This is a genomic window from Devosia sp., from assembly GCF_028290625.1.
Taxonomy (GTDB): domain Bacteria; phylum Pseudomonadota; class Alphaproteobacteria; order Rhizobiales; family Devosiaceae; genus Devosia.
This window is the reverse complement of sequence record NZ_JAQGJM010000035.1, coordinates 12,424-35,004: the sequence shown is the minus strand read 5'-3', so window position 1 is coordinate 35,004 and position 22,581 is coordinate 12,424. Positions and strand designations below refer to the sequence as shown.

The 22,581-nt window shown below is 59.6% G+C and carries 20 protein-coding genes; 12 read left to right on the top strand and 8 right to left on the bottom strand.

Annotation, left to right across the window (positions count from 1 at the left end; genetic code table 11):
- Positions 1-26: 26 nt before the first annotated feature.
- The 3 genes from JWR51_RS19390 (at position 27) to JWR51_RS19380 (ending at position 2,918) form a co-directional block, all read left to right on the top strand.
- The gene (locus tag JWR51_RS19390; RefSeq protein WP_299751399.1) at positions 27-1,571 is read left to right on the top strand and encodes a recombinase family protein; all 1,545 of its coding nucleotides are present in this window, start codon (positions 27-29) and stop codon (positions 1,569-1,571) included.
- A gap of 736 nt (positions 1,572-2,307) precedes the next feature.
- Positions 2,308-2,673, top strand: coding sequence for a hypothetical protein (locus tag JWR51_RS19385; protein WP_299751396.1), 366 nt, complete (start codon positions 2,308-2,310; stop codon positions 2,671-2,673).
- Positions 2,670-2,918: a hypothetical protein gene (locus JWR51_RS19380; RefSeq protein ID WP_299751393.1), complete on the top strand. Its 249-nt coding sequence runs from the start codon at positions 2,670-2,672 to the stop codon at positions 2,916-2,918. The genes JWR51_RS19385 and JWR51_RS19380 overlap by 4 nt, the downstream gene beginning before the upstream one ends.
- Before the next feature lie 112 nt (positions 2,919-3,030).
- On the opposite strand, the gene JWR51_RS19375 is transcribed toward JWR51_RS19380, so the two are convergent.
- Positions 3,031-3,672 (bottom strand): hypothetical protein, encoded by a 642-nt coding sequence (locus JWR51_RS19375; protein ID WP_299751390.1) that lies wholly within the window; start codon positions 3,670-3,672, stop codon positions 3,031-3,033.
- A 139-nt stretch (positions 3,673-3,811) separates the two neighbouring features.
- On the opposite strand from JWR51_RS19375, the gene JWR51_RS19370 reads away from it, so the two are divergent.
- From JWR51_RS19370 to JWR51_RS19350, 5 genes are all read left to right on the top strand, one after another.
- Positions 3,812-4,051 (top strand): hypothetical protein, encoded by a 240-nt coding sequence (locus JWR51_RS19370; RefSeq protein WP_299751387.1) that lies wholly within the window; start codon positions 3,812-3,814, stop codon positions 4,049-4,051.
- A gap of 74 nt (positions 4,052-4,125) precedes the next feature.
- Positions 4,126-5,208 carry a hypothetical protein gene (locus JWR51_RS19365; RefSeq protein ID WP_299751384.1) on the top strand — a complete coding sequence of 361 codons (1,083 nt, stop codon included), beginning with the start codon at positions 4,126-4,128 and terminating at the stop codon, positions 5,206-5,208.
- Positions 5,209-5,372: 164 nt separating this feature from the next.
- Positions 5,373-6,023, top strand: coding sequence for a hypothetical protein (locus JWR51_RS19360; RefSeq protein WP_299751381.1), 651 nt, complete (start codon positions 5,373-5,375; stop codon positions 6,021-6,023).
- The gene (locus JWR51_RS19355; RefSeq protein WP_299751378.1) at positions 6,005-6,340 is read left to right on the top strand and encodes a hypothetical protein; all 336 of its coding nucleotides are present in this window, start codon (positions 6,005-6,007) and stop codon (positions 6,338-6,340) included. The genes JWR51_RS19360 and JWR51_RS19355 overlap by 19 nt, the downstream gene beginning before the upstream one ends.
- Before the next feature lie 315 nt (positions 6,341-6,655).
- On the top strand, positions 6,656-8,062 hold the full coding sequence (locus tag JWR51_RS19350; RefSeq protein WP_299751375.1) for a hypothetical protein: 1,407 nt from the start codon (positions 6,656-6,658) through the stop codon (positions 8,060-8,062).
- Positions 8,063-8,402: 340 nt separating this feature from the next.
- Here the strand turns inward: JWR51_RS19350 and JWR51_RS19345 are convergent, their stop codons facing one another.
- Together JWR51_RS19345 and JWR51_RS19340 are read right to left on the bottom strand one after the other, a co-directional pair.
- The gene (locus tag JWR51_RS19345) at positions 8,403-9,134 is read right to left on the bottom strand and encodes a hypothetical protein (protein WP_299751372.1); all 732 of its coding nucleotides are present in this window, start codon (positions 9,132-9,134) and stop codon (positions 8,403-8,405) included.
- A gap of 84 nt (positions 9,135-9,218) precedes the next feature.
- Positions 9,219-9,779 carry a hypothetical protein gene (locus tag JWR51_RS19340; protein ID WP_299751370.1) on the bottom strand — a complete coding sequence of 187 codons (561 nt, stop codon included), beginning with the start codon at positions 9,777-9,779 and terminating at the stop codon, positions 9,219-9,221.
- A 99-nt stretch (positions 9,780-9,878) separates the two neighbouring features.
- Here JWR51_RS19340 and JWR51_RS19335 point away from each other — a divergent pair, with 99 nt between their 5' ends.
- Complete coding sequence (locus JWR51_RS19335) at positions 9,879-10,139, top strand: helix-turn-helix transcriptional regulator (RefSeq protein ID WP_299751367.1); 261 nt, start codon at positions 9,879-9,881, stop codon at positions 10,137-10,139.
- Positions 10,140-10,397: 258 nt separating this feature from the next.
- Here the strand turns inward: JWR51_RS19335 and JWR51_RS19330 are convergent, their stop codons facing one another.
- Genes JWR51_RS19330 through JWR51_RS19320 form a run of 3 tightly spaced genes read right to left on the bottom strand, consistent with a single transcriptional unit; the run spans position 10,398 to position 16,124 of the window.
- Positions 10,398-12,059, bottom strand: a complete 1,662-nt coding sequence (locus JWR51_RS19330) for a response regulator receiver domain (RefSeq protein WP_299751364.1) — start codon at positions 12,057-12,059, stop codon at positions 10,398-10,400.
- Positions 12,056-15,016, bottom strand: coding sequence for an ATP-binding protein (locus tag JWR51_RS19325; RefSeq protein ID WP_299751361.1), 2,961 nt, complete (start codon positions 15,014-15,016; stop codon positions 12,056-12,058). The genes JWR51_RS19330 and JWR51_RS19325 overlap by 4 nt, the downstream gene beginning before the upstream one ends.
- Before the next feature lie 28 nt (positions 15,017-15,044).
- Positions 15,045-16,124, bottom strand: coding sequence for a DNA cytosine methyltransferase (locus tag JWR51_RS19320; RefSeq protein ID WP_299751360.1), 1,080 nt, complete (start codon positions 16,122-16,124; stop codon positions 15,045-15,047).
- A 426-nt stretch (positions 16,125-16,550) separates the two neighbouring features.
- Between JWR51_RS19320 and JWR51_RS19315 the strand changes: the two genes are divergently transcribed.
- Positions 16,551-17,000, top strand: a complete 450-nt coding sequence (locus JWR51_RS19315; protein ID WP_299751358.1) for a hypothetical protein — start codon at positions 16,551-16,553, stop codon at positions 16,998-17,000.
- A 190-nt stretch (positions 17,001-17,190) separates the two neighbouring features.
- Here the strand turns inward: JWR51_RS19315 and JWR51_RS19310 are convergent, their stop codons facing one another.
- Positions 17,191-17,655: a hypothetical protein gene (locus tag JWR51_RS19310; protein ID WP_299751356.1), complete on the bottom strand. Its 465-nt coding sequence runs from the start codon at positions 17,653-17,655 to the stop codon at positions 17,191-17,193.
- Positions 17,656-19,297: 1,642 nt separating this feature from the next.
- On the opposite strand from JWR51_RS19310, the gene JWR51_RS19305 reads away from it, so the two are divergent.
- A complete protein-coding gene (locus JWR51_RS19305; protein WP_299751353.1) occupies positions 19,298-20,413 on the top strand; it encodes an MFS transporter in 1,116 nt (371 codons plus the stop codon).
- On the opposite strand, the gene JWR51_RS19300 is transcribed toward JWR51_RS19305, so the two are convergent.
- Entirely contained in the window at positions 20,410-21,024 is a 615-nt protein-coding gene (locus tag JWR51_RS19300; protein ID WP_299751351.1) for an NAD(P)H-dependent oxidoreductase, read from the bottom strand. The genes JWR51_RS19305 and JWR51_RS19300 overlap by 4 nt on opposite strands.
- A 114-nt stretch (positions 21,025-21,138) precedes the next feature.
- Between JWR51_RS19300 and JWR51_RS19295 the strand changes: the two genes are divergently transcribed.
- Positions 21,139-22,560 (top strand): PLP-dependent aminotransferase family protein, encoded by a 1,422-nt coding sequence (locus tag JWR51_RS19295; RefSeq protein ID WP_299751349.1) that lies wholly within the window; start codon positions 21,139-21,141, stop codon positions 22,558-22,560.
- Positions 22,561-22,581 lie beyond the last annotated feature (21 nt).

Genomic DNA, 22,581 nt, shown 5'->3' with positions numbered 1-22,581 from the left:
TTGACTAATGGACACCAAACAGGCAAATGCGGATTATGGTCAAGGCATACAGCTACATTCGATTTTCCACGCCGGAGCAGTCCAAGGGAGATAGCCTCCGACGCCAGCTTGACGGTGCCCGAGAGTGGTGCGCCGCGCGGGGTATCGTCCTTGACGATAGCCTCCGCGATTTGGGACGTTCCGCATATAAGGGTGGCCATGCCCAGATTGGCGCATTGCGCGAATTCCTTGATTTGGTAGAGCGGGGCGAGATCGAGCGGGGCTCGTATCTAATCGTTGAAAGCCTAGATCGGCTGTCCCGTGAGGCGGTGATCGATGCGGCAGCCCGGCTCTTCGATCTGGTTCGAGCAGGGATCACCGTCGTCACATTATCGGACGCGCAGGAGTATTCGCAGGAGCGCCTTCGAGACGATTTGGGTGCGTTGATCATCAGCATCACGATCATGGCTCGGGCTCACGAAGAATCCCGGATAAAAGGGCAGCGAGTGGGCAAAGCCTGGGAGGAGAAGCGCCGGCGCGCGTTTGAGGATGGGCAGGCGATGACTGCGATTTGTCCGGCCTGGCTTGTTCTTGTCGGCGGTCCACGCGCCGGGCGGTATGAGATCGTCCCGGAAAGGGCTGAGATTGTCAGGGGCATATTCGCTGACACCATCGCCGGCCTGGGCAGACGGAGCATCGCCAAGAGGCTCAATGCGGCGGGTATCGAAACTTGGGGGACAGGCAAGAAGCAGGGGGTCCGCTGGCACGATTCCTACATTCAGAAAATTCTTGGAAACCCTGCCACATTCGGTCAGTTTCAGCCCCTGTCCAAACTCGCGGGCGGTGACGGCACGTCAATGGTTACTCCTATCCCGGGTTACTATCCGGCCGTAGTGCCCGAGGCCAACTACTATGCCGCCGCGGCGGCCTCCAAAGCCCGTGGGGCCGGTAGGGGACGCGTGTCTAGCAACTACCGGAATATCCTGTCAGGACTGGTCAAATGTGGGACCTGCAGCGGCAGCATGGTCTTCATCGACAAAGGTCAAAGATCGCGCGGCCCGAAGCTGACATGTGGCGCTGCCCATGCCAGCGCAGGCTGTGATCATCGCGCCTATCACCCCTACTATGAGCTCGAAGGCAGGGTATTGCAGATGGTTGGGGACGACCATCTGCAGGCCTTAGCGGCCAAGGATGACACCGAGGCCGGGGGACTCCGTGGCCAGATCGCTTCGGAGACTGCAAGGCGCGCGGCGCTTGAAGCCGAACTTGGAAATCTGGTCGAGCTAGTCGCAGCCAGCGGTGGCGCTGCCACGGTTGGCGCCAGGGTGCAGTCCCTTGACGCGGAAGTCACCCAGGCATCCATTCGACTCGAGCATCTTCAGACTGAGCTTCGAAAAACCTTGGCGACTACGCGCCCCACCAGGGACATTCTGGATGAAATATTCGCCAAGGTCTATTCGGAGGACGACGAGGAACGCCGGCGCGCCCGAGCAGCGGCGGCTCAAGAGCTTCGCCGGGTGATCGACACTATCGATATCGAGCCCGACGGACATTTCAATGTCTTCCTCACCACCGGCGAAACGCTGACCTAAAAAGATAAAGTTGTATCGATCTCACAGGCTTGACGAGAACCGGAATCGACACCATTTTCACTGTGCGAGCGCGACTACCCGCCGTGCAGGCGGCTTAGAGAAAAAACGGTGTGAACTGTGGTTCTCGTCAAAAGCGCGCTAGCATTTTCCCCGCCCTGACCAGACCTCGTGCCGGGTGGGCGGGTAAACCCAGCGGTTCGTCCAGCAGTAACACCTGCGGTTCGCCTGATGGCCAGCATTAATACCGCCTCCGTTTGTGGGCGGGTTCTCTGAATTGCAAAAGCCCTTGGTTCCTAGCGAGCCAGGGGCTTTTCTGCTTTCCGGACGGCCGGAGGCACCTCGGCGGCTGCGAGGTGCTGGCGGGGTCAAGTGGGTTGGTGCGGCCGCAGCCCTTGGGCGAGGCTCGGCCCGCTTGATGCCGCCAATACCGAAATGACCCTGTCGCCTGCCCTCCGACCATGTTCGGAGGGCATGCCGCCCGGCGAGGGCTTCACGAACTTGTGAACACGCCCCTTGGCCCAGCGCCCACCGAGACGGATTTGCATGAAGCTCGTCAACATGTATCGAACGACGATAAAAGATTGTTCGGTAAACTTGACTTATGCGCGCAGGGACCCGATCCTGGTGTGATCGCAGGGGGTTAGCCAGGCATGGGGCGGTACCCGCCCCAACTGGTCAGGAGGAGGGCAAGCCCTCCCCCGTGAACCCCCACCTTTCGTCGTCGGAGCCGTCGAGCATGAGCATAAGCAAGAGCCGGCAGAGGCCGGAGCAGATCAACGTCAAGTTCGCTGCTGCCGAGCGTGACGCGATCGACGAACGGCGCGGCCAGTTTTCGCGTGCCGGTTGGCTCCGCAACGCCGCCTTTGTCGCCCTTGGCCGGCCGCCCGAGCGCCCGGATCGGCGCGGCGTTCCGCCCGCCGACGTCGCCTCCGTGGCCGTTCTTTCAGGAGACGTCCGCCGCGCGACTGGTGCCACGGTGCAGCTTTGCCAGGCGCTGCGCTTGGCTGGCCACACCGGCTTTCACGATCTCGCGGAGCGCATTCTCGCGGACCTGCGTGCGCAGTCGATCGCGCTGACCACGATCATTGAGAGGCTGAAATGACCGACGCTGACATTTTCAAGCTGCCATCGCGTCTGTGCGTCAGCATCCGCATGACGGAGGGTCAGACCAAGCTAATCGAGCGCGCTGCCGCTGCGGCCGGCGTGAGCCCGGGCCAGTGGGCCCAGCGCCACATGCTGGCGGCTCTCGGATGCCTGGAGCCCAACTCGCCCGAGGATGTTGGTGTTTTGACGGACATCTACGCCAACGCCTCGTATCTCGACTCGCTCCTGGTCGAGAAGCAATGAGGGACGAACCGTGCTCTCCGGCGAGACCCGAGGACGCGGCGGGCAGGCGCTCGTGCGGCATTTGCTCTCCCGCGAAGCCGGCCAGCGCGTCCAACTGGTCGCAGCTCGCCACCTACCGGCCTATGACCTGGCAGGGCAGTTGCGCCAACTCGTGGCAGGTGCCGCCCACGGTCGCACTGCCCGCCCCGTTTGGCACTTGCACGTTGACCCGGCCATCGGTCACGACCGACCCGAGGTCATCGGCGTCTTCCTGCGACACTTGGAAGGCGAATTCGGACTCGAGGATCAGGACCGCGGCGGTGTTCTGCACACCAAAGCTGGCCGCACCCACGCACATGTCTTCTATAGTCTTGTACGGCCCGACGGCCGCGTTGTCGACCTGCGCAACTCTTACAGGCGCCGAGAAAAGTGCGCCGTTCTCACCGCGTGCGAGCTTGGACTCCCGCCGCCTCCAGTCCCCCGACCTATGTCCGTCTACCGGGCCCTGCTCAAGGACGGCAACGAGGCCGTCACTGCCTGGATGCGTGAACGCTACGACCTGGACTGCGCCGTCCAAGTTGCGGCGCTTTCGCCTGGCCGCCGGCACGTTCAGGAGCGCACGGAAATTCCGGCGGTCGATCTGCGCGCCGTGCTTGCTTCCGCCTGGCCGCCCGCCTCCCCCCACGCTTTCCGTCGAGCCCTGGCGGACGCCGGCCTTGCCTTGGCGCAGGGAGACAAGACCCCAGTCATCGTCGACCGCACTGGCACCGCACACTCGCTGGCGCGCGAGCTACGGGCCGCGTGCCGTGCCGCAGGGGTCGAGTCCCCGCGCGCCGCCGCCGTCCGTGACGCGCTGGCCGGGCTTCGCCTGCCACCCGCAAGCCGCATTCGCCGACTTCAGGAGATCGCAAAAAATGACCGAAACCGCGAAAGCCTCGATCCAGTCGCACCCGTTCATGACGGAGTTGGAGAGCACGCACGGAGACGTGCTGGCCTTGCACCCGCTACTCCAGCTCTTGGAGGAGGAGGGCACGGGCGAGGATCCGATTCGCGTCATCGTGACCCTTCTCGAAGCGATACTCGGTCGGCTCTCGCAGATCGAATCCGCGCTGTCGCTGCCCGAGCGGCACTCGCCCGAGCCGGTCGAGCTTTAGCAACTCACGCCACCACCCTCGCGCAGCGGATCCGCTTCCGGATCGCAGCGGCAAGGATAATCAGGAGAATCCTTATGACCGACGCTTCAGACGCCAAAAAAATCGCCTTCAAGACCGAGCTTTTGCTCAAGCTCGGCCTGGCTGCCGGGCTCGCGCAAGACTTCGGCCGGCGCGTCCACATGATCCGCCCCGCAGCCAAACCGGGCGGTGCGCACCGCGTCATGTGCACCGACGGCGGCTGGATCGAGATCGACCCGAACGGCGGCACCGTCCGCACGTGGGGCGGTGGTCGTACCAATCGCGAGATCGCACACCACTATGCGGCGGACGAGTCGAACCCCTGGCGGGTCGAGCACCTGGAGCCGACGGCAATCGCCGCCGCTCCTGGCGCGCCCCGCCGCGCCACGCCGGTTCTGTCCAATGACCGGCTGGAGCAGATTGCAGACGGCTGGCGCGAACGCGGCTATGACGTCGATGGGGTGGTCGACGATGGCGTCTGGATCGGGCTCGGGGACACGCGTCTTTTTGATGTCGGCGAGCGCGTCACGATCCATGGTCCAGTGTCCGACGAAGCCATTTTCGCGCTGGTTGGTAAGTCCATGGACGTCTGGGACGGCAATTTGCGCTTGTTCGGCACGTGGACCGACGGGGATCGCGAGCGCGTGTGGCTCTGCTGCCAGCGCCACAATGTCAATCTGGCCGAGTTCCAGCCCTCTGCCGCGTTGCTCGCCCGCTGGGAGGCCGAGCGCGAGTCGACTGGGAGCGGGGCGGCGCGGGCGTTGCGGCCCGATGATGGCATGGCCCCATCCTCCGCCGGCCCTGTGCCGCCCATGGCCGGCGGCAGTTCCGCCGAAGTGGAACCTAAGGCGCCGCCGGCACCTCAGGATGGTGTTGACGAGGCCTTGGCGCGCAACGCTGCACGCGCTCAAGCGAACCTGGATGTGTTGCTCGCTCGGTGGGCCAAAGAGGCCCGCACCGAGGCCGACCGCGACCGCCTTCGCAAGGAAGAGGAGGTGCTCAATGCGAAGCTGGCGATCTACGCCCGCGCTCGCACCTTGGCGCAGGCAGAGGGCCTGTCCCGTGAAGACGCGATCCGCGCCGCATATGTTGAGGTTCAAGACCGCGATCACGAACCCGCCGCCAGGTTGCGCCGGTAAGAAAGAGCCCCTCGCCGGGTTGGCATCCCCGGCCCAATGGATTGGGCCGGGGGAGCGGGACGGTCTAAGGCTGCATGCGCGTCAAGAGGGCCGTGTCCTCGCTACGCTGCGGTCCGCTCCACCCCTCTTGACCCGCCTTCCCCCTCTCGTTTTCGGAGCGCGCCGTGCGTTATCCAGCATTCATCCCGAATCCCACGCTTATGACCGATCAGGGCCGGATTTTTCGACCTGGCGGCATAGTTGAGACTATCCTCACACCGCTGCCCATCGGCGAGGGCGGACGCACTTTCGGTTTACCTGGACCGGTTCCGGCGGACGTTTGGTCCGTGCTCGACCATGCCGCCCAGATCGTCCATCGCATCACACCCTGGGCCGCCGTTTACGCGGTCCCCAACCTGGTTTTCGAGTTTATTCCCGACGGCTATCCTTGCCGGGAAGTTATCCGCCACAAGGAAAGTGGAAAGGATTATGCAAGGGCTGGCGGAATATCCTTTAATGACGAAGATATAGTTGCTCTATCCTTGCACAGCTACAGCATGAATTTGATTTCAACGGCGTATCATGAGGCTTGGCACCAAGTTGAGAAGATTTTAGAGAAAATAATAATTGACGAGATTGATCGAAGTCTGGTTCCACTCTCGTGGGGTTCGGCGTATGCAGACTCTATGGTCGAGCGTCGGGCAAGATGCTTCGAGATGTGGTGCATGTACTACGAGGAAGGTATGCCCGTCCGAGGGCTTTCGACCTGGCTCGATGGGATTTTTGATGGCGTCGCAACTGGAGAGGTAGCGAGAGAATGGATGAAAGAACAGTAGAAGACGGCTGCAAGGACCTGACGGCCCTGGTAGTTCGCTACTTGGACGGTCGCCCGGTTGTCCTTGACGAGGACAGCGATGATATTTGCCTTGTTTACGAGGGTGACACGGCGCCCGCCGCCGCCGAATGGCTCTTTGCCGAGCGTAGCTTTGTGCGGTGCAGTCCGTCAGAGGCCATGGCCGAGGTCGTCATGGTGACAATGCCTGAGCCTGCCGATCCAGCTGAACTGGAAGCATTTCTTCAGATCGCGGCCCAGGTGTCAAACATCACATGGGGCTACGTCCGCGTCGCGAAATTGTATGCGGAAGCTGGATGATACACTATATCTAGACGCGTAGTTTCGGGGCCCAGATGGCCCCGAATTTATTTTAGGGGCACCCCCCATCCTCGATGAGGTCATGAGGCGCCTGGGACTTCACCCGCGCGCGAAAACGCAGTTGGCCCCCCAATGCCGTATTTGGAGAGTCCACGCGCGCGTAGCCCCTATCCGGGCGCGTTTCACGGCTTGCCAAAATCGTCAATCGCAGGCCATCCATTTGATTTCACAGGAGAAATAGACGTTCATTAACGATCACACCCCCGGTCACAGGCTTGCAGGCCTCGCGGGGGTGTTTCGTAGGGATGAACAATCGTGCTGGATTGTACGGCAAAAGTCAACGATGGTCGGGCTGTCGGTGCGTTCACGGCGCGGCACCAAATCGCCGCGTTGCACTACCCTGACGACCACCATTCTGTCGGCAATTTTGTCGTCGCGCGACGGGTATCCTGGGCCGACCGGCCATGGCAGGAATCAAGCTGGAGCGTTGATCATGCGGCGGCAGCGGGGTCCGCGGTCGAGCCAGGTGAGGCCGACGTTTATGTCTCCATGAATTCGTTTTGGGGCCACCGCCGTCGCATCAGCAGCGTGAAGAACATCGGTGCCGCGTTCGTGGATGTCGATTACCGCAAGAGGGTCAGATGGGAGGACAGCGCGCCCGAGGCGGTCTTTTGGTCCGCCATGCGGGTCCTCGATGAGCGGAATATGCCGGCACCGTCGTATGCGGTGTCCACCGGAAATGGGTTGTGCCTGGTTTGGCTCCATAGCTGGCTTCCCGCTCAGGCGTTGCCGCGCTGGAACGCGGTACAATCGCACCTGGCGGAGGCCCTGGCGGACTTTGGCGCCGACCGGAAGGCGCTGGATGCTGCAAGAGTCTTTCGGATTATTGGCTCCAAGAACGCCAGGGCCAAGGATTGGCGAAACGAGATTGTTCGTCCCGTCTACGTCCGGGGCGATCCAGAACGGCTGCGCCAAGACGCCTATGATTTCGATGATCTAGCTGACGAGATTCTACCGCTTCGCCGCGCCGAGCTTCGTTCGTTACAGGCCGAGCGCGCGCGACGGCGGGCGGAACTTGATGCTACCGCGTTGCCGCGTCCTGCTACCTACCTCACGTCGGCGACCTATTACGAGGCAGTCCTGACCGATCTGCATCGACTGCGCCGATATCGGCATGCCGGCGGCGTGCTGCCTTCGGGAGCGCGTGATGAATGGCTTTTCCTGGCCGCGTGCGCCATGGCTCACACCGCACCTCCAGATGTAGTGGCAAGAGAGATCGCGTCCCTGGCGATCGAGCTGGGCGGCTGGAGGGATACGGAAGCAAGGTCGCGCATGAGTGCCGTTCTGCGCCGCGCGAAAGCCGCCGCCGCCGGCGAGCAGTGGCCCGGGCCCGGCGGTCAACCAGCGGATCCCCGGTACAGGTTTAAGGCGACTACAATCGTTGGTCGCTTGGAGGTCACCGCAGACGAGATGCGCGAGGCGCAGCTTCGTGTTCTCGTTGATCCGGACCGCCGTCGGGAACTCAAGACTATCAGGACCCGGGAGTCCCGTCACCGTCGTGGAGCTACACCCCGAGCGAAGGTGCAGGCCGAGCGGCTGTCCTTGGGCCGCCGTGCCCTGCTACTTCATTCCAAGGGCAATACTCTCGCCGACATCGCGGCGATTGAGGGAGTTTCGATAGCTCATGTATCGAAAGCCATGAAAGCCGCTAGAAAAAAATAGTCCAACGAAATCAATATGTTTCCGGTTCGTCGCGGTCTATGGTGGTATAACCGAGGTCCCAGTTTCGCCCGTTCCTGAATCCCCCTCTCAATGTAGGCCCGACCAGGGCCGTGTGATAGTGGCAGTGGACAGCGATAGGGGGTCCGCAGGACCGCATGAAGCGGACCAAGGATCGGATCGCTATTCTTCCAGCACAGGCCCGACCAAGGCCGTCTGATGGTTACGGCTACGGCGAGCGCATACCCTCAACGTCGGAGAGACCAGGCCGTAGCAGCATACCAGCGCTGGAGATATTTCCAGACATCGCCAAGGACAGGAATTTCAATCCTTGGCGGGATGGTTAGTCGAAGGTGGGATCAAACGTAAGGATCGCATTGCCGCTATCGACCGTATACCGAGAGATCTCACACCCGCCCTCGACACGCACTGGCGCTTCGCCCCGCAGCGTCAGGAGTTCAGCGAATCCCTCGTACCCTGCAACGACCTGATACGATGCTGGATCGCAGCCTTTCCTGAAGGTGTAGGCCACGCCCCGGAAGGCTCCGCCAGGTTGCCAGGGCTCGCCCCGGAACAATACAGTTCCGTCCGCGATCAATCCCCGCAGCCCATCACGAACCCGGTCGTACCGGATCGTGCCCTCGTCGGGTGACACGGCCATGCGCGAGCCGTTGTTGTAGAGGTATTGAATTTCCCTGGATTGCCACTGCCCTGCAGTGTTCGTCGCTGTGGGCGGGGAATAGTTCCAAAACAAATCAGCGACCGCCTGAGCCCTGTCCGAGCACAAGCGGACGAATTGCCCGGCAAGATCAATCTTGACAGCGTCGGGCCTGTCGCAGACCTCTGCACCGCCCAAGTGAAGGCCGCTATCGTCGAATATTTTGAGGCCGCAATTGGCCATGCCGCAGACGCCCGGTCCGACCCACATTGCGAAGGTGAGAGGGCCAGCGGGATAGTCGATGTCTGCAATGTAGACATGATGCGGGCGCCCCATGTCTGTTTCGAGCGCCTGCGCGTTCTCGGGGAACAGAGCCTGGGCGCGTTCGCCGGTGGGATCAATCTCGCTCCATCCCACCGGGTTGTTTGGGCCGCCGCGGGCGCTGCAAGGAGGCCAACGGTGGCAATAATGACGAGCCTGTTCACTGAATTGTCCTTTCGCTTATGCCGCTACCATCGCCGGTGCGTCCAACACTTCAGGCGTTGTCGGCAGTTTCCGCGTGCGATCCAAGGTTCGCACGACCGCGCCGAAGCCCGAATATGGGCCCACCCGCCACATCCCCTTGATGGCCAGCGTAAGGAAAATCAGGAATGGCGGGGTCGTGATGATCGCCAGCGGTCCGATAAGCCCCACGAGCGAAACGCAAATCACTGCCGCCAGGCCGTACCAGATGATATGTCCGGAAGCCTCGGCCGTGACATGAGTGGCGAACTTGGGATTGGCGACCCGCAACCCATTTTGGGTTTCAACCGCCGTCAGCATAAGGACCTTTCCGGGGCCTTTCGTGAACACGAAGGTTCCTTCGACACCCGGTGAGAGCCATGATGCGATGCTCCTCTCGACCTGGACAAATCGGCGAATAGTTTCGCCGTCATCAAAGGTAATGCCGTTTATCAGGTCGAAAAGGGGGGTGGTCTGTCCGTTGCCGGTACTTTCGATTCTTCCAGTTTTGGTGAGCACCCTAGTGCCCGCGATCATCTGTTCTTGCATATAAATACCCACTCATGTGTTCATGGCATTATCTGCAATAAATATCTAAAGATTGGATAATCCGAACATCGGATTAGCCGGTAAGTTGTACGCAACTAATTCCGGCTTCCGATGCCCGAGACGATCCGCAGTCCACGCCAGGAATTGCTTATCCGGCGGCTCACCGAAGCGCGCAAAACGGCGGGGTTCACCCAGGCCGAGCTGGCTGCCCGGTTCGGGCGACATCAACCATTCATCGCCAATATCGAGTCCGGCCAACGTCGTGTCGATCTGGTCGAACTGATCGCCTTAGCCGACGTCGTTGGCTTGGACCTGCATCGGATCATCGAGGAGCTAAGAGGCGTGCCCGCAGGTCCCCAAACCAGTACGTGATAAGCGTCAGTTATCGCGTACTGAGCCTGTGGCATCGGTCATCTGCGGTCCGATCTAGATATGAATTTGCGCCAGACCGCATAGCGCTGGGCAAAAGGATTGGCGTTTCAATCCTTGAAATGTCCGTGACCATGCGGAGATGGGCGCGGGCGTTTCTGGAACTTCCCGCACCCAATGACGCTCAAAATGTCGTCCCCAAGTTGTTACATCGAGTGGCTCTTGCTGACGACGCACCCAAGTATAAAACGACCCTCAATTTCAGGATTGGCGGTCGGCCTTAAGCCTCAGCCATTCCGCTTCGATCACGCCCACCCGTGCAAAAGAAGTTCCTATGTCCTGGGCGATGCGTTGGGCATGGGCCGGTTTGAGCTGGGCAATCCACTGCACCTGCTTGCCTTCGCCGTTAAATTGGAAGTCGGCTCCATTGTTCACCGCAGCAACCATGCCCGCAGCCCCGGCTTTGAAGTCTGCAAGCCAAAGCTGATCGCGCGGCTTGCCCATACTGAATAGCTCGATAAAGCCTTCTGTGGCCGGAAGCTCCACTACCAAACCTTTGGATTGAGCGCTCTTGTTGTCGGTCCGGAGCTCCCAAAACGGAAACTGATAGGCCTCGCCATTCTTGAGGCGCACGCAGTCGCACAGGGGCATAAGACATATCGCGTATCGAACCGGATCTTCGCTGCCCTCCACGGGTGCTCGATAGCGAACAACGGTGCCGAATTCCAGGGTTCGTTCCTCCCCATATTGCGTGCGGGAAGCATATAGGGCCGCCAGACGCTCCATCGCCGAGCCGTGGTCCTTGTCCATTTCGTCGTGAAGCAATTTGAGTACCTCCGGATTGAGGTCGACCTTCTTCTTTACCTTCTCCGGCCCTTCCTTGAGCAGTTTGATCGCGTAAACACCGGGCGCGCTGGCTGTGCCGTTCTTTGTGTCCCAGGCGGTTTTGATGCCCATCGCATCAATCGCCTTTTCGGCGAGCTTAGTAGCCTCCACATGCCCAATTCGATTGTCGATCATGACTGCCAGTGCTTCCTCTGCCAGCAGTTCGGGTATTTGCTCGAAAGCGTCGTCGCCCGGCAGGATCAATCCGCGATGCGCGAGGAATGCGCCGTCCATTTCCCTACGGAATTTGTCGAGAATCTTCTTCGTGTTGGTGCGGACACTGGCCAAACCGTACATGGCCATGGAGGGCAGTATCCCCTCATGCATTTTCGCGAATTCGGAAATAATCCGCTCGGCTAGGTCCGCTTCGGCAACCTCGGCAGCAGCTTTCTGATCAGTCGGTCGCCCCGTAGAAGGTTTGCCCAGAACGACTATGCGAGATGAGCCGGCGTTTAGGTTGTAGTCGCCTTCCGCGTCGACGGCGAGATTCTGCTTTCCGAGGTGATCGAAAATTTGCGACGCGACATGAACGAGGTTTGGCGTCGATGTGTAAACGGCGCAAAGACGGACATGGTGCGGAACCGTCGTTTGCGCGGCGGATACCAGGTTGGTGATTAGATCCAGAACCTTGGTGCCCGGCTCGCCGTGGAAGTCCCAATCGAGGATGACGACATCGGCGCGCTCACAGAGCAGGAATATCTCGGAAGCCGGGTCGGTCTTGAAACCTTTTGCCGGCTCATAAAGCGCGCACACCATTCGCTGGCGGGCGAAGCTTTCGACCATGTGCTTTGGGTGATACAGCGCGCCCGCATCTTTAGCGCCATCATCACCACCATCGGCCGCGGGCGCTTGAGCAACGCGCTCCACCACCTTGGGCTCCATCGGCTTGGCGTAGACCCGCATCGCAGCAGCAGGGGTGCCCAAATCCACAGCCACTTCCTGCGCTGGGACCGGCACATAAATCTCGTCATCCACGAACACGATGCTCTGCAGGTATTTGCGGGCCGCTGTCACGGCAAATTCCTGCGCTGTCGTCACGGCTGGACTCCGATGTTCTCGATTTTTATGGCGAAGGTCACGGTATAGTTAGGGCGGGGCGGTTCGCTGAGGCCTAGTGAAAGGCCTTCGGCTTCGAGCGCCTTGGCGGAGATGAACAGACCAAGGCCACGGCCCCCCGTCTTGCGGCTGAAGCCTCGCTCGAAGATGCGCTGGCCGTCGATCGATTCGACCGCCGGGCCGTTATTGGAAATATAGATCCGATCACGATCGGCGTGCAGTTCAATCCGTCGGTCGGAGGGAACCGAGTTCAGCCAATGCAATGCATTGTCGACGATATTGATGACGGCCGGGTACAAGGTCGACGGATAACATTGGACCACCAGTTCTACGAAGTCGTCCGTGGCATCGAGCTTTACCTGATGCCTTTCGAAACGGTTGGAGAAGAGGTCGTTGCAGTAGTTCAGGATCTCACGACCGTCGATCTTTAGGCTCGATCGGTGGAGGCGACGCTGCAAGGGCGTGAACAGATTTAGATGGCCGTCCAAATGTTCGAAGTTGGAGCGGATGGATTCGTAAAGAGGCCTCAGGCCGTCGCTGCGCCGCGAGACTTGACCTAGCTCCTGGATGCTTCTCCGGACGCGTTTGATGGAAGCGGCGAACTCGTGGTTGATGATAGCGACGGCCAGGCCGAGTTGGACCATTTCGAAGTCCTCGTCAGCCTGCTCCTCGAGCGCCATCATTCGCTCTTCCATCGCTTGCATGACTTGCGCGGGCTCTTCGCCGTCTGAGGCGCGGAGATTTTCCGCAAGCGAAGCGAGCATGTCGCGTGCTGCCATCAGAGCATCGCGATGCCGGCCTTCGATGTCCGTCAGTTGCTCTTCCCACCGTCGACGCATCTCGTCGATACGGTCTGGATCCATGCCGGCTAAGTCCGTGCGATTCAGATCTGCCTGGATTGATCTGACGGTCTCGTCCAACGCCAGCCGTGCCCGCTCGGTAATGATGAAAACCGTCTGCCTGGTGTCTGACGCAGTCGCGTTGGTCTGACGGACCGCCTCGGCCAAATCTTTCTTGCGCTCGCCTGCGAGCGACTTAATCCGCTCTTCTAGGCGCTTTCGCTGGTCGACATACACCCGTGCCTGCTCTGCCACCGTTCCCAAAGTGGCCGCTACTTGCCGCTCGAATGGATTGAACACCTCCGTCTCGAGTCGCTGCCGTTCGAGAACGTATGCCTCCCAGTCGCGCTGAAGTTCCTTGCCCAAGGCAATGCCGGTGGGCCGCTTTTTCGTGTACCGCTGCCTCAGTTCGGCGATCGATTTGATCGCTTCTTGTTCGGCACGAATGAGTGCCGTGGCGGCTTTGTCCTGATCTGGCAGACGGGCGGCGGCATCCATACGCGACTGGGTCAAGTGCATAAGGTTCGCCGCTGCGGTCGTCGGGAGACCGGAACGGACATCGTCCCCAAATGCCTCCAGCGAGTTGGCGAAATTCCGCCTCTTGGTCGCTGACTGTTTTTGCTGGCGTTCCAGCGCTGCCGAACGCCTTCGAAGTTCGTCCTGGGCGGCTTCGAACGCCTCAGTGTTGGCTCCAGACTTCCGGAAGAATTCTGCGGCAAGGTACAGCAGGAGATTTATTAGGATGTCACGAATCTGTCGGTAGGCTTCGTTTTGCTGAAAGCCTTCGCGGCCTGCCTTTTCCTGGAGATCGCCGTTTTTCGAGCGCGTTAGAAGGACTGCGCCGAACATGCGACGGAACGAAAAGAAGTAGTAACCTGCTCCCTTATTGCGGCGCTTTTCGACATCGATCCAGTCGAAGGAATAGTCGCCATAAGGCAGTATTCGGACCCCGTCGCGATAGACGTAGAGACCGCCGATATGCTCGAGCTTTACGTTCAGCGTGTTCCACATATCGGGCGGGACGATGGACTCGGCAGCGCGTCCCATCAGGTATCCGAACCTGATCGTGAATGGGCCTGCCTTGGTCTCCTTGCCGTTGGCGCCACCCCAGGGGATGACGAGGTCATAGTCCTTTTCATAGACCCGCAACTTGCCGTTGAACTGTCCAAATTCGTCGACGGTACCGTCCAGAAGATGGTCGGATTGGTCGTAAAGTTCTTTGCGGGAGAAAAACGTCTCCGGGTCGAGCAACTCCTCGCCTATCGTTTCGCCAGCTCTCCAACGGCGGAAAGAGGTCGTCAGCCTTGGTGACACGTCCTCGCCGAATACGGCATCGGAAAACCCCAGCAGATGCTTGCGGAAACCGTAATCGTCTTCGCGTTCCTCGTGAGCTAGATCGAGCTTTATGACAGGATTGCTCGGAGCGATCAGAAAATGGGTGCCGACCGCATCGCCATCGAGGGTCAGATGATCCTCTTCGGTACTTTTTAGGAAACCATAGACGCTGCTGAGATCGGGCTGAAAGGCATCGATCTGCGCTATTATGCGTTCGACATCTGCATCGGGGTGTTCGAGATGAATCCTCGCAGCGCAATCCTTCAATTGATTGCGCATCCGTTCGAGAACTGCGGCGTCTGGTACACCTCCGCCGGCGACGGTCTCGACCGGCACATCAATTTCCTCGAGGTTGAGCCCAGGGATTTCGAACAATCCCCAATGTACCAACCCGACGACAAGATCGTGCACGCCATCGTCGCGGACAGCGCGGGTCAGCACCAAGGTCTGCGACCCGAGCAGCGCGATCGCCAAGCGGCCGATACCTTTCTCCCCAGTGATCGGCCGCGCATCTGCACCGGCAGGTCTGTACGGTCTCGTGCCGGCGACGGTTTTGCTTTCGGTCCCAAGCACGAGCCACTTGTCGACGAAGTCTGCCTCGGTCATTCCCGTGCCGTTGTCGCGGACGATTAGGAACCCCTCACCGTCGGTGCCGAAATCCTCGAAGTGATCGACCGCGATGCGTTCGGCATATGCGTCATGAGCGTTCTTGAACAGTTCGACCAAGGCATTTTGCACACCAGCAATCTGTTGCCGGCCAAGCATGTCGACCGCTCTCGCTCGCGTTTGTATCCTAGCCATTGCGGACGGCGATCAAATGCTCGCCTATGCGCTTGGCCAAGGCAGGCGGCACTGCATTACCGATCTGTCGGGCCAAGCCGTTGAGGTTCGGCGAATGGAACTCATAATCCTTCGGAAAAGTCTGCAGTGCGGCGCCCTCTCGTACGGAAATCGCCCTGTCTTCCTGGGGATGGCCGAATCTGCCGTTGGACAACGAAATGAACCGCGTGGTTATGGTAGGCGCTGGCTTGTCCCATGACATTCTGCCGTAAACATCGCGGAAGATCTTGTCGCGGCCTCTGTATGCGTTGATTTGAAGTTCAGGATCATTCGCCCATGCCGCGCGGTCGCCGCCAGAGGCTGGTGTGACCATTATCCGGCGGACGTTCTTCTCCGATAGCGCGGCCGTACTATGCTGGAAACGGGTTTCATCCCGATGCCCCGGCCCGATCTCGGGGAAACCGTTGGGCACGCCTATGAAATCCGCTACGTTGAGAGCACGCTCGCCGGGGTCCACCGGCAGCGGGGCAACCGTCGAAACCCGGGAGGCGATCAACAGATACCGCATGCGGTTTTGCGGGACGCCGAAATTGTTCGCGTTGATGATCCCGTCTTTGAAATTATACCCGTGGCTGGTGAGAAAATCGAGAAAGGCGACAAGAATGCCATTGTCCTTGCGACGGAACAGTCCTGGGACGTTCTCAACAACGACAAATCCCGGTCGGAAGTATTTTATGAAACGCTGAAACTGGCGCAGAAGGAACGCGGTCTGAAGGGATTTAGTCTTGTCCGTGCGGATTTTGGACCAAAACTGACACGGGCTGCAACCGCTGAAAATTAGATCGGGGTCGTTCTTCCGCAAGTTCAACCTGCGACCGAGTTCCGGTGCCGACAGGCGCGTGATGTCGTGTCTGATGTACTTCGCGCCGGGCACGTTTGATTCATAGGTAAGCTTGCAATCGACCGCATTGTCGACGCCGCCCAGCATCTGGATGCCGGCTTGAGATAGGCCGAAGCTCATGCCACCCGCGCCGCAAAAAAAATCTACTGCCCGAAGCGCTTGCCCGGCATGGATTGGATCAGTATCCGACATATTGGACCGAGAACTCAGAATTCAATTGAGCGCCAAACACTTGACGTAGCGTTCTCATATCGAACGAACGTGAAATTTGCCCTACCACCGCCGTTTACCTAAATGCCACAATCAAATCTATCCATGCCGTTCTTCCAAATATCTCCAATTCCGCGAATAATTGAACCACGGTCATCGCGGCAGATCCGAATTTTCTTGGAGTAGATCGGATAATTCGGAGCAGGGAAAGCATGAGCGGAGAATTTCGGCCCGCAAATCGTTCTGGATCGCCTTAGGATAAAGGTCTGTTTTGATGCCGTGCCGTCCAAGAAGCAAAATAACTTCCGCACCGGCATGGCGGCTACAAGGGTAAGATGCCGGGCGCGGTCTGTCCGGAAGTCATATAGGGATTGGAATTTCAATCCTTGCGCTACGAGGGGCGACGTTATGACAAACCATTTCCACGACGCTCTGGCATCTCTTCTGAGCCTTTCAGCCGAAATTCACGACCCTTGGTGGATCATCGGCGGAACTGCGACTGCCCTCCTCACCGGAGGGCTTGAGGACGTTCATGATATTGATGTTCTCCTTTCGCCAGCCGATGCTCGCCGCCTCATCGCCGTTCTCGGTCTGACCGACGGGACTGACGGTGGGACGGAACGGTTCCGGTCCGAAGTTTATGCGACTTGGACAACACCGCCGATCCCTATCGACCTGCTCGGCGGGTTCCAGGTCAGGGTGGGCGATCACTGGACGCCGGTGTCTCCCAAGACCCGCCGTCCCTTCGAGACAGCCGCCGGCAAGGTTTTTCTGCCATCCATCGAAGAGCACATAGAGATCACGAAGCTGTTGGGCCGCCCGCGCGACTTCGAACGCATCAAACGATTAACCGCATGAGACATTTGTGCACACAACATGTTCGCGCATGGGCCGTCCGGAACGCGACAAGGATTCCAATATCTATCCATCGCAGGAGCAGCAGCAACCGACCCCATTTCAGCCGTTAGCGCATCGCGTGTCGGGCCGGTTGATCCGTATTCCCCTTTCGCATAAGACGGGTCGCAGAAAGTTGCACCTAAGCAACGTGTCAGAGAATTTCATGCCTTATTTTGATATCCTTCGGTTCCAACCCAAACTGTGAATAATAGCCCGAATGACTTCTATCTAGGAACGCGTCTTTACGGGCTTGGAAGAATTCCTCGGAGTACCACGCCACCGCGAACTCGACTTGGCTACCATCACGAAAGCCTTCCCTCCAGGCCCACATTATCTTTGGATCGGGAGCGGCCCTCATTCTCGCGTCTGACCACTGGAGCATTCTGATGCACTTGATCAGATCGTCTTCATTGTCAAAGTTCATGATCACGTGGGTTAGGGCATACGGCACCTTTTCGTCGTGTTGCGGGAGTTTGGACCCGTCCAACACTTGCGTCCGGGTAGACCTCCCTTGACGCACACGATCCAAAACGAAATCGCTCAGCGACGGGACATTGTCGCCAAGAACGTTTAGTACATCAGTATTTGCAATCATCGATTCTGTATTACCGTCCATTTCACTTCTCCTGTTATTAATAAGAGATCGTTCAGAACAACCTTGGTCCATGTCGACTTTCAGTGATGGCGCAGCTAGTGCTCGACGACACAGATGGTGTAATAGTGAGATATGGTCTTGTACCCGTCTTCCGTGTCAATCTCGTAGACGAAATTCTGTGGTAGAAGTACCCAGTCACCAGCCTTGTGTAAAATTCCATTGATGCGAAATGAACCCTCGAGCACATATCTAAACAACGGTTCGTCATGGGAGTGAGATTGAATGTGCGTTTGTTTTTCAACCGACGTAACAAGGCATTGATCCCAAATAGTAAAATCAATTGGAATGTACGATTTCTTTATCTTTTCGGTCGATCCGCGATGAGATGTCTTCTTTTCCAAATTCGGCGCCAAGTACGTTGTACTACTGATCAATTCCCTGATTGTTGTTGGATCAATTATTTCGCCTTCGGTTAAGTCGCACGATAGATCCTGCTTCATCCTTCACTCCTCCTGTGTCCTTCACCCGACAAATGAAGCACCATTTACATCACAGCGCAACAAAACCCGCCGGAGCAGGGCGATGAGGGGCGGTCTATCGAGTAATATCTGCTCGCTGACTTTCGGAATAAATGAATGGCCACAAGCATATCGCCCGGTCGTGGCTGGTTACTTTGTTCGCGGGGCATGATTGTCTGGCCAAGCGAGGGCTCCCACCACCCATGAAACACCCTAACGGCCGCCCCTCAACGCAAGAACTAAGAGCGCGTCTGGCAGAATTTATCGACAAGACCCCGCCGACAACATTGCGAGGAAGGCCGCCTTGCCATCAGCGCCAAAGCGACGAGGTGGAGGCGCGATCGAAATTCAGGGGTTCGACGTCGATGACAGTCCTACATCGTTGTACTCCTATGCCCGCCATTGGCGCAAAGCGGCCCAACACTGCTGACCATCTTCACACAGCCTCTACCCCATTTCTGGCACTTGTTGCGCTAGACATTTGTACACACAACATGCTGCACGGCGGTCCGTCCGGAAGGCTGCAAGGATTGGAATATCAATCCATCAGGTGAACGGCAGAAACCGACCCCATTCCGGCCATTGGTGGTCGCGCCGCTATTTCCTAAAAGCAGCCGTTCAATCTGGTTTCCCGGCATTGGTCGGATAGCCTTGCGGCCGTTCTGGGACGAGGCCAGCGCCATCCAGACGGCCAGGGAAATGGCCTGTCGCCAGGGGTCGACATCAACTGGGACCGAAGACCGCAGACCTGGTCAAACGGGGTGTTCGGTGATCCCCTTGTGCTGCTTCAGAATGGCGATGTGCCGGAGCTGGAATGAGCCCAGATTTTCGCTACCAGCTGTCGGGACCGGCCGTAGACCGGGCGGGTACAATATTACCGATAAGTCTTGGCCTAAAGAAGAAGCGTGATCATGGACCTATCAAACTAGGCCAAGCGGCCGCAGGTTCGACAGTCTCGCAACCCGCATGGTGGATCGTCGCCGGTGCGCTCAGCAGCGCGCAGGGCGGGTGTGACAGCATCTGGGGCAATGAATATGACCGGCCTAAACAAGCCACAGAGTACCTTGCTAGTAATCGCCCTTCTGGCGGTGTCGCTTAATCTTCGCCCGGCCATCGCTGCCATGGGACCCCTCACGGAACTGAACTTGGACGCCACCCATATGGGATCGACTGGAATCGGGTTCGTCACCATGCTGCCCGTGTTCCTGATGGGTGTAGGGGCGATGTCGGTGCGACCACTGCGCCGGGCGCTGGGCGAAAAACGGGGCATCGGGCTGGGAACGCTGGCCATCGCTGTCTCCTGTGCGGCCAGATTCTGGCTGAATGACAGCCTGGGGCTGCTTGTTACAGCCGCGGCCGCGGGCATTGGGATCGCGATTGTGCAGGCGCTGGCTCCCGGGTTCATCAAGCGAAACTTCCCCGGCAATACCGGCGGAGCCATCGGCCTTTACTCAACAGGCATAGTCTCCGGCGCGGCCCTGGCGGCCGCAAGCGCGGCGGGGCTCGCTGATCGGTTTGGGTGGGCAGTGGCGTTGGCGTCCTGGACCGGTCCGGCGCTAGTCGCCTCGGTGATTTGGTTGGTCGCCAGCCGCCCCGCGGCTGGGGACAAACGGGCGCGGGCCAGCCAGGGAACTGTCGCAACAAAGACGATCACGTTCTGGAGCAGCCCGCGCAGTTGGTCACTGCTGGTATTTTTCGGTATCGGCACGGGCGCCTTCATGCTGGTGATGGCCTGGCTACCGCCGTTTTACGTCGCCTTAGGACAGTCCTCCGAGACGGCCGGTTATCTGTTGGCTGGGCTAACCTTCATCGAGGCGTTGACCGCACTAGCGCTAGCAGCATTCATCCGTCATTTCCCAGATCGCCGGGGTCCGCTGGTGACCTGTCTGGTACTGGTGCTCGCAGGGTTGGCGTGCCTCTTGACGACCCCCGTCTCGCTGGCTGTTCCGGCCATCATCTTGCTTGGCACTGGAATCGGCATTCTGTTTCCGCTATCGATCATCGTGGCAGTGGACCATGTGAATGAGCCGACGGCAGCCGGCGACTTTACCGCATTCGTGCAGGGCGGCGGGTACATTCTCGCCAGCTTTGTTCCCCTAATCGCCGGGGCCCTGCGGGATGCGTTCGCGGATCTCGCGCAGGCTTGGTTGCTGATGGCGATCGGCATTATCGGATTGATCGTGCTGGCCCTGCGCTATTCACCCGACAGCTATCTCGCGTTCAGACGGAGCTTGGCGCGGCAAGAGACCCCACCCGGCTAGAGACGGACCGAGGCGAAATGGTCTTCCAAGGCCTGGTGGGTCCGCGCACGCGTCTTGACGATGGCGTCCGGGTTCGAGCCGGTTCCCTGGACGGAGAAAAACGTCAGGTCGTAGAGGCCGATCATGTTGAGGATTGCCTGGAGATATGGCGTTAGGAAATCGGGCTGACGGGCGCGCTCGCCGGAGAATCGGCCGCCGGCGGCGATGGCGATGAAGACGGGACGGTCCCGCAACAGGGGCACCTTGCCGGCAGCGGTCACGTTGAACGTCCGGCGGGCACGAACGACATGGTCGATCCAGGCCTTCAGCGTCGAGGGCACCGTGTAGTTGTGCATGGGCGTGCTGATGAGCACAACGTCTGCACTTTCCAGCTCCCGGATGAGCTGTTCGGAGAGGATCATCGAGCCCTGGTCAGAGACGTCGGCGGCAGAGCCCTGCGAGAGGGCGTAGTCGGCATCGACCGCGGGGATGCTGCCGTCGCCGATCACGCGATCGACCAAGACTGCCGTGGGCTCTTGCTGGAGCAGAGAGCCGATGATCTTCTGCGACAGGCGGTAGCTCTCGGCGTCCTGCCCGCGCGGGCTGCAACTGACATGCAGGATTGTCTTCATAGGTCCGTCTCCAAGATTTGGTCGACGCCAAAACCCTGGACGCCGCGATGGGCTATGACTAATAGAGGTCATGCCCCATATCAAAGGTCCATGAACCAAAAACAGGACTAGGCCATGACCACAGCCAAACCTCCTACGATCTCACCGTTGGACCCCCAAGCGGCCGATCCGTTCTATCGGCAGATCTACGATCGATTTCGCGGCGCTATCGCTAGCGGGGTTCTGAAGCCGGGGGATCGCATTCCATCAGCAAGAGCGCTCACGAAGGAACTGGGCCTAGCCCGCGGCACGATCGAAACGGCCTATTCGCTGCTGGCGGCGGAGGGATACATCCAGGCGCGCGGTCAAGCTGGTACCGTGGTGACTCCCGACCTCAAGCCGGGAACCGCCGTTGCCAGTTCACTGCGGCCGCCCAATAGTGGCAATCCGGCGATGAGTTTTCGGCCCGACACCATCCTGCCATTTCAGATGGGCTTGCCGGCCCTCGATGCGTTTCCGCGCAAGATCTGGGCTCGGCTCGGCGCCCGCGCAGTGCGGGCCATGCAGCCGGCCGATATGGTGCATCCGCCTGTCTATGGCTTGCCCGAATTGCGCGCTCAGATCGCCGCCTATCTGCAGGTATCGCGCGGCATCAACTGCTCTCCATCACAAATTTTCGTCACCTCCGGTTATCGACACACTTTCGAACTGATCGCCCATGCGCTGCTCAAGGACGGCGACAGGGTCTGGCTGGAAAATCCCGGCTATCCGCCGACCCGCGACCTGTTGGAATTAATGAACATCGGCGCCGTCCCGGTGCCGGTCGATGGCGATGGGATGATGGTTGGCGAGGCCATCCGACTAGCGCCCAAGGCCCGTGCCGCGGTGGTGACGCCCGCCCATCAAAGTCCGCTCTGTGTGTCGCTGTCCCTGCCGCGGCGGCTGGCGTTGCTGGATTGGGCGACGCGCAACCAAGCCTGGATCATCGAAGACGACTACGATGGTGAATACCGCTACGTCAGTCGGCCTCTGCCGGCGCTGAAGAGTCTGGATCGCGAAGGGCGTGTGCTCTATGCGGGCACCTTCAGCAAGGTGCTGTTGCCCAGCGTTCGCCTGGCCTATCTGGTGGTGCCGCAGCCGCAGGTCGAGCGCTTCGGGGCGGTCAGCCAGGTGTCTACCGGAGGCAGTCCCGAACTGACCCAGGCGATCGTCACGGCCTTCATCACTGAGGGCCATTTCGCCCGGCATATCCAGCGCATGCGCAAGCTATACGCCGAACGCCGCGCCGCCACCGCCGGGGGCCTCGCCAGCGCGCTCGGCAAGCACGTGCGTATCGATTCTCAGCCCGGTGGCATGCACCTGATCTTGCGGCTGCAGGGTGGGCAATCCGATCGCGAGGTTGTCGCCCGCATGCGTAGCGAGGGCCTTTACGCCGAGGCCTTGTCAGACTGGATGATGGGGGAAGAGGGGGCTTCGGCGCTGTTGGTCAATTTTACCAATGTCGATTCCCAGCGCACCGCCGAGACGCTGGGCAGGCGCATCGCTGGGCTAATGTGACAGGCATTATGGCCTAGTCCA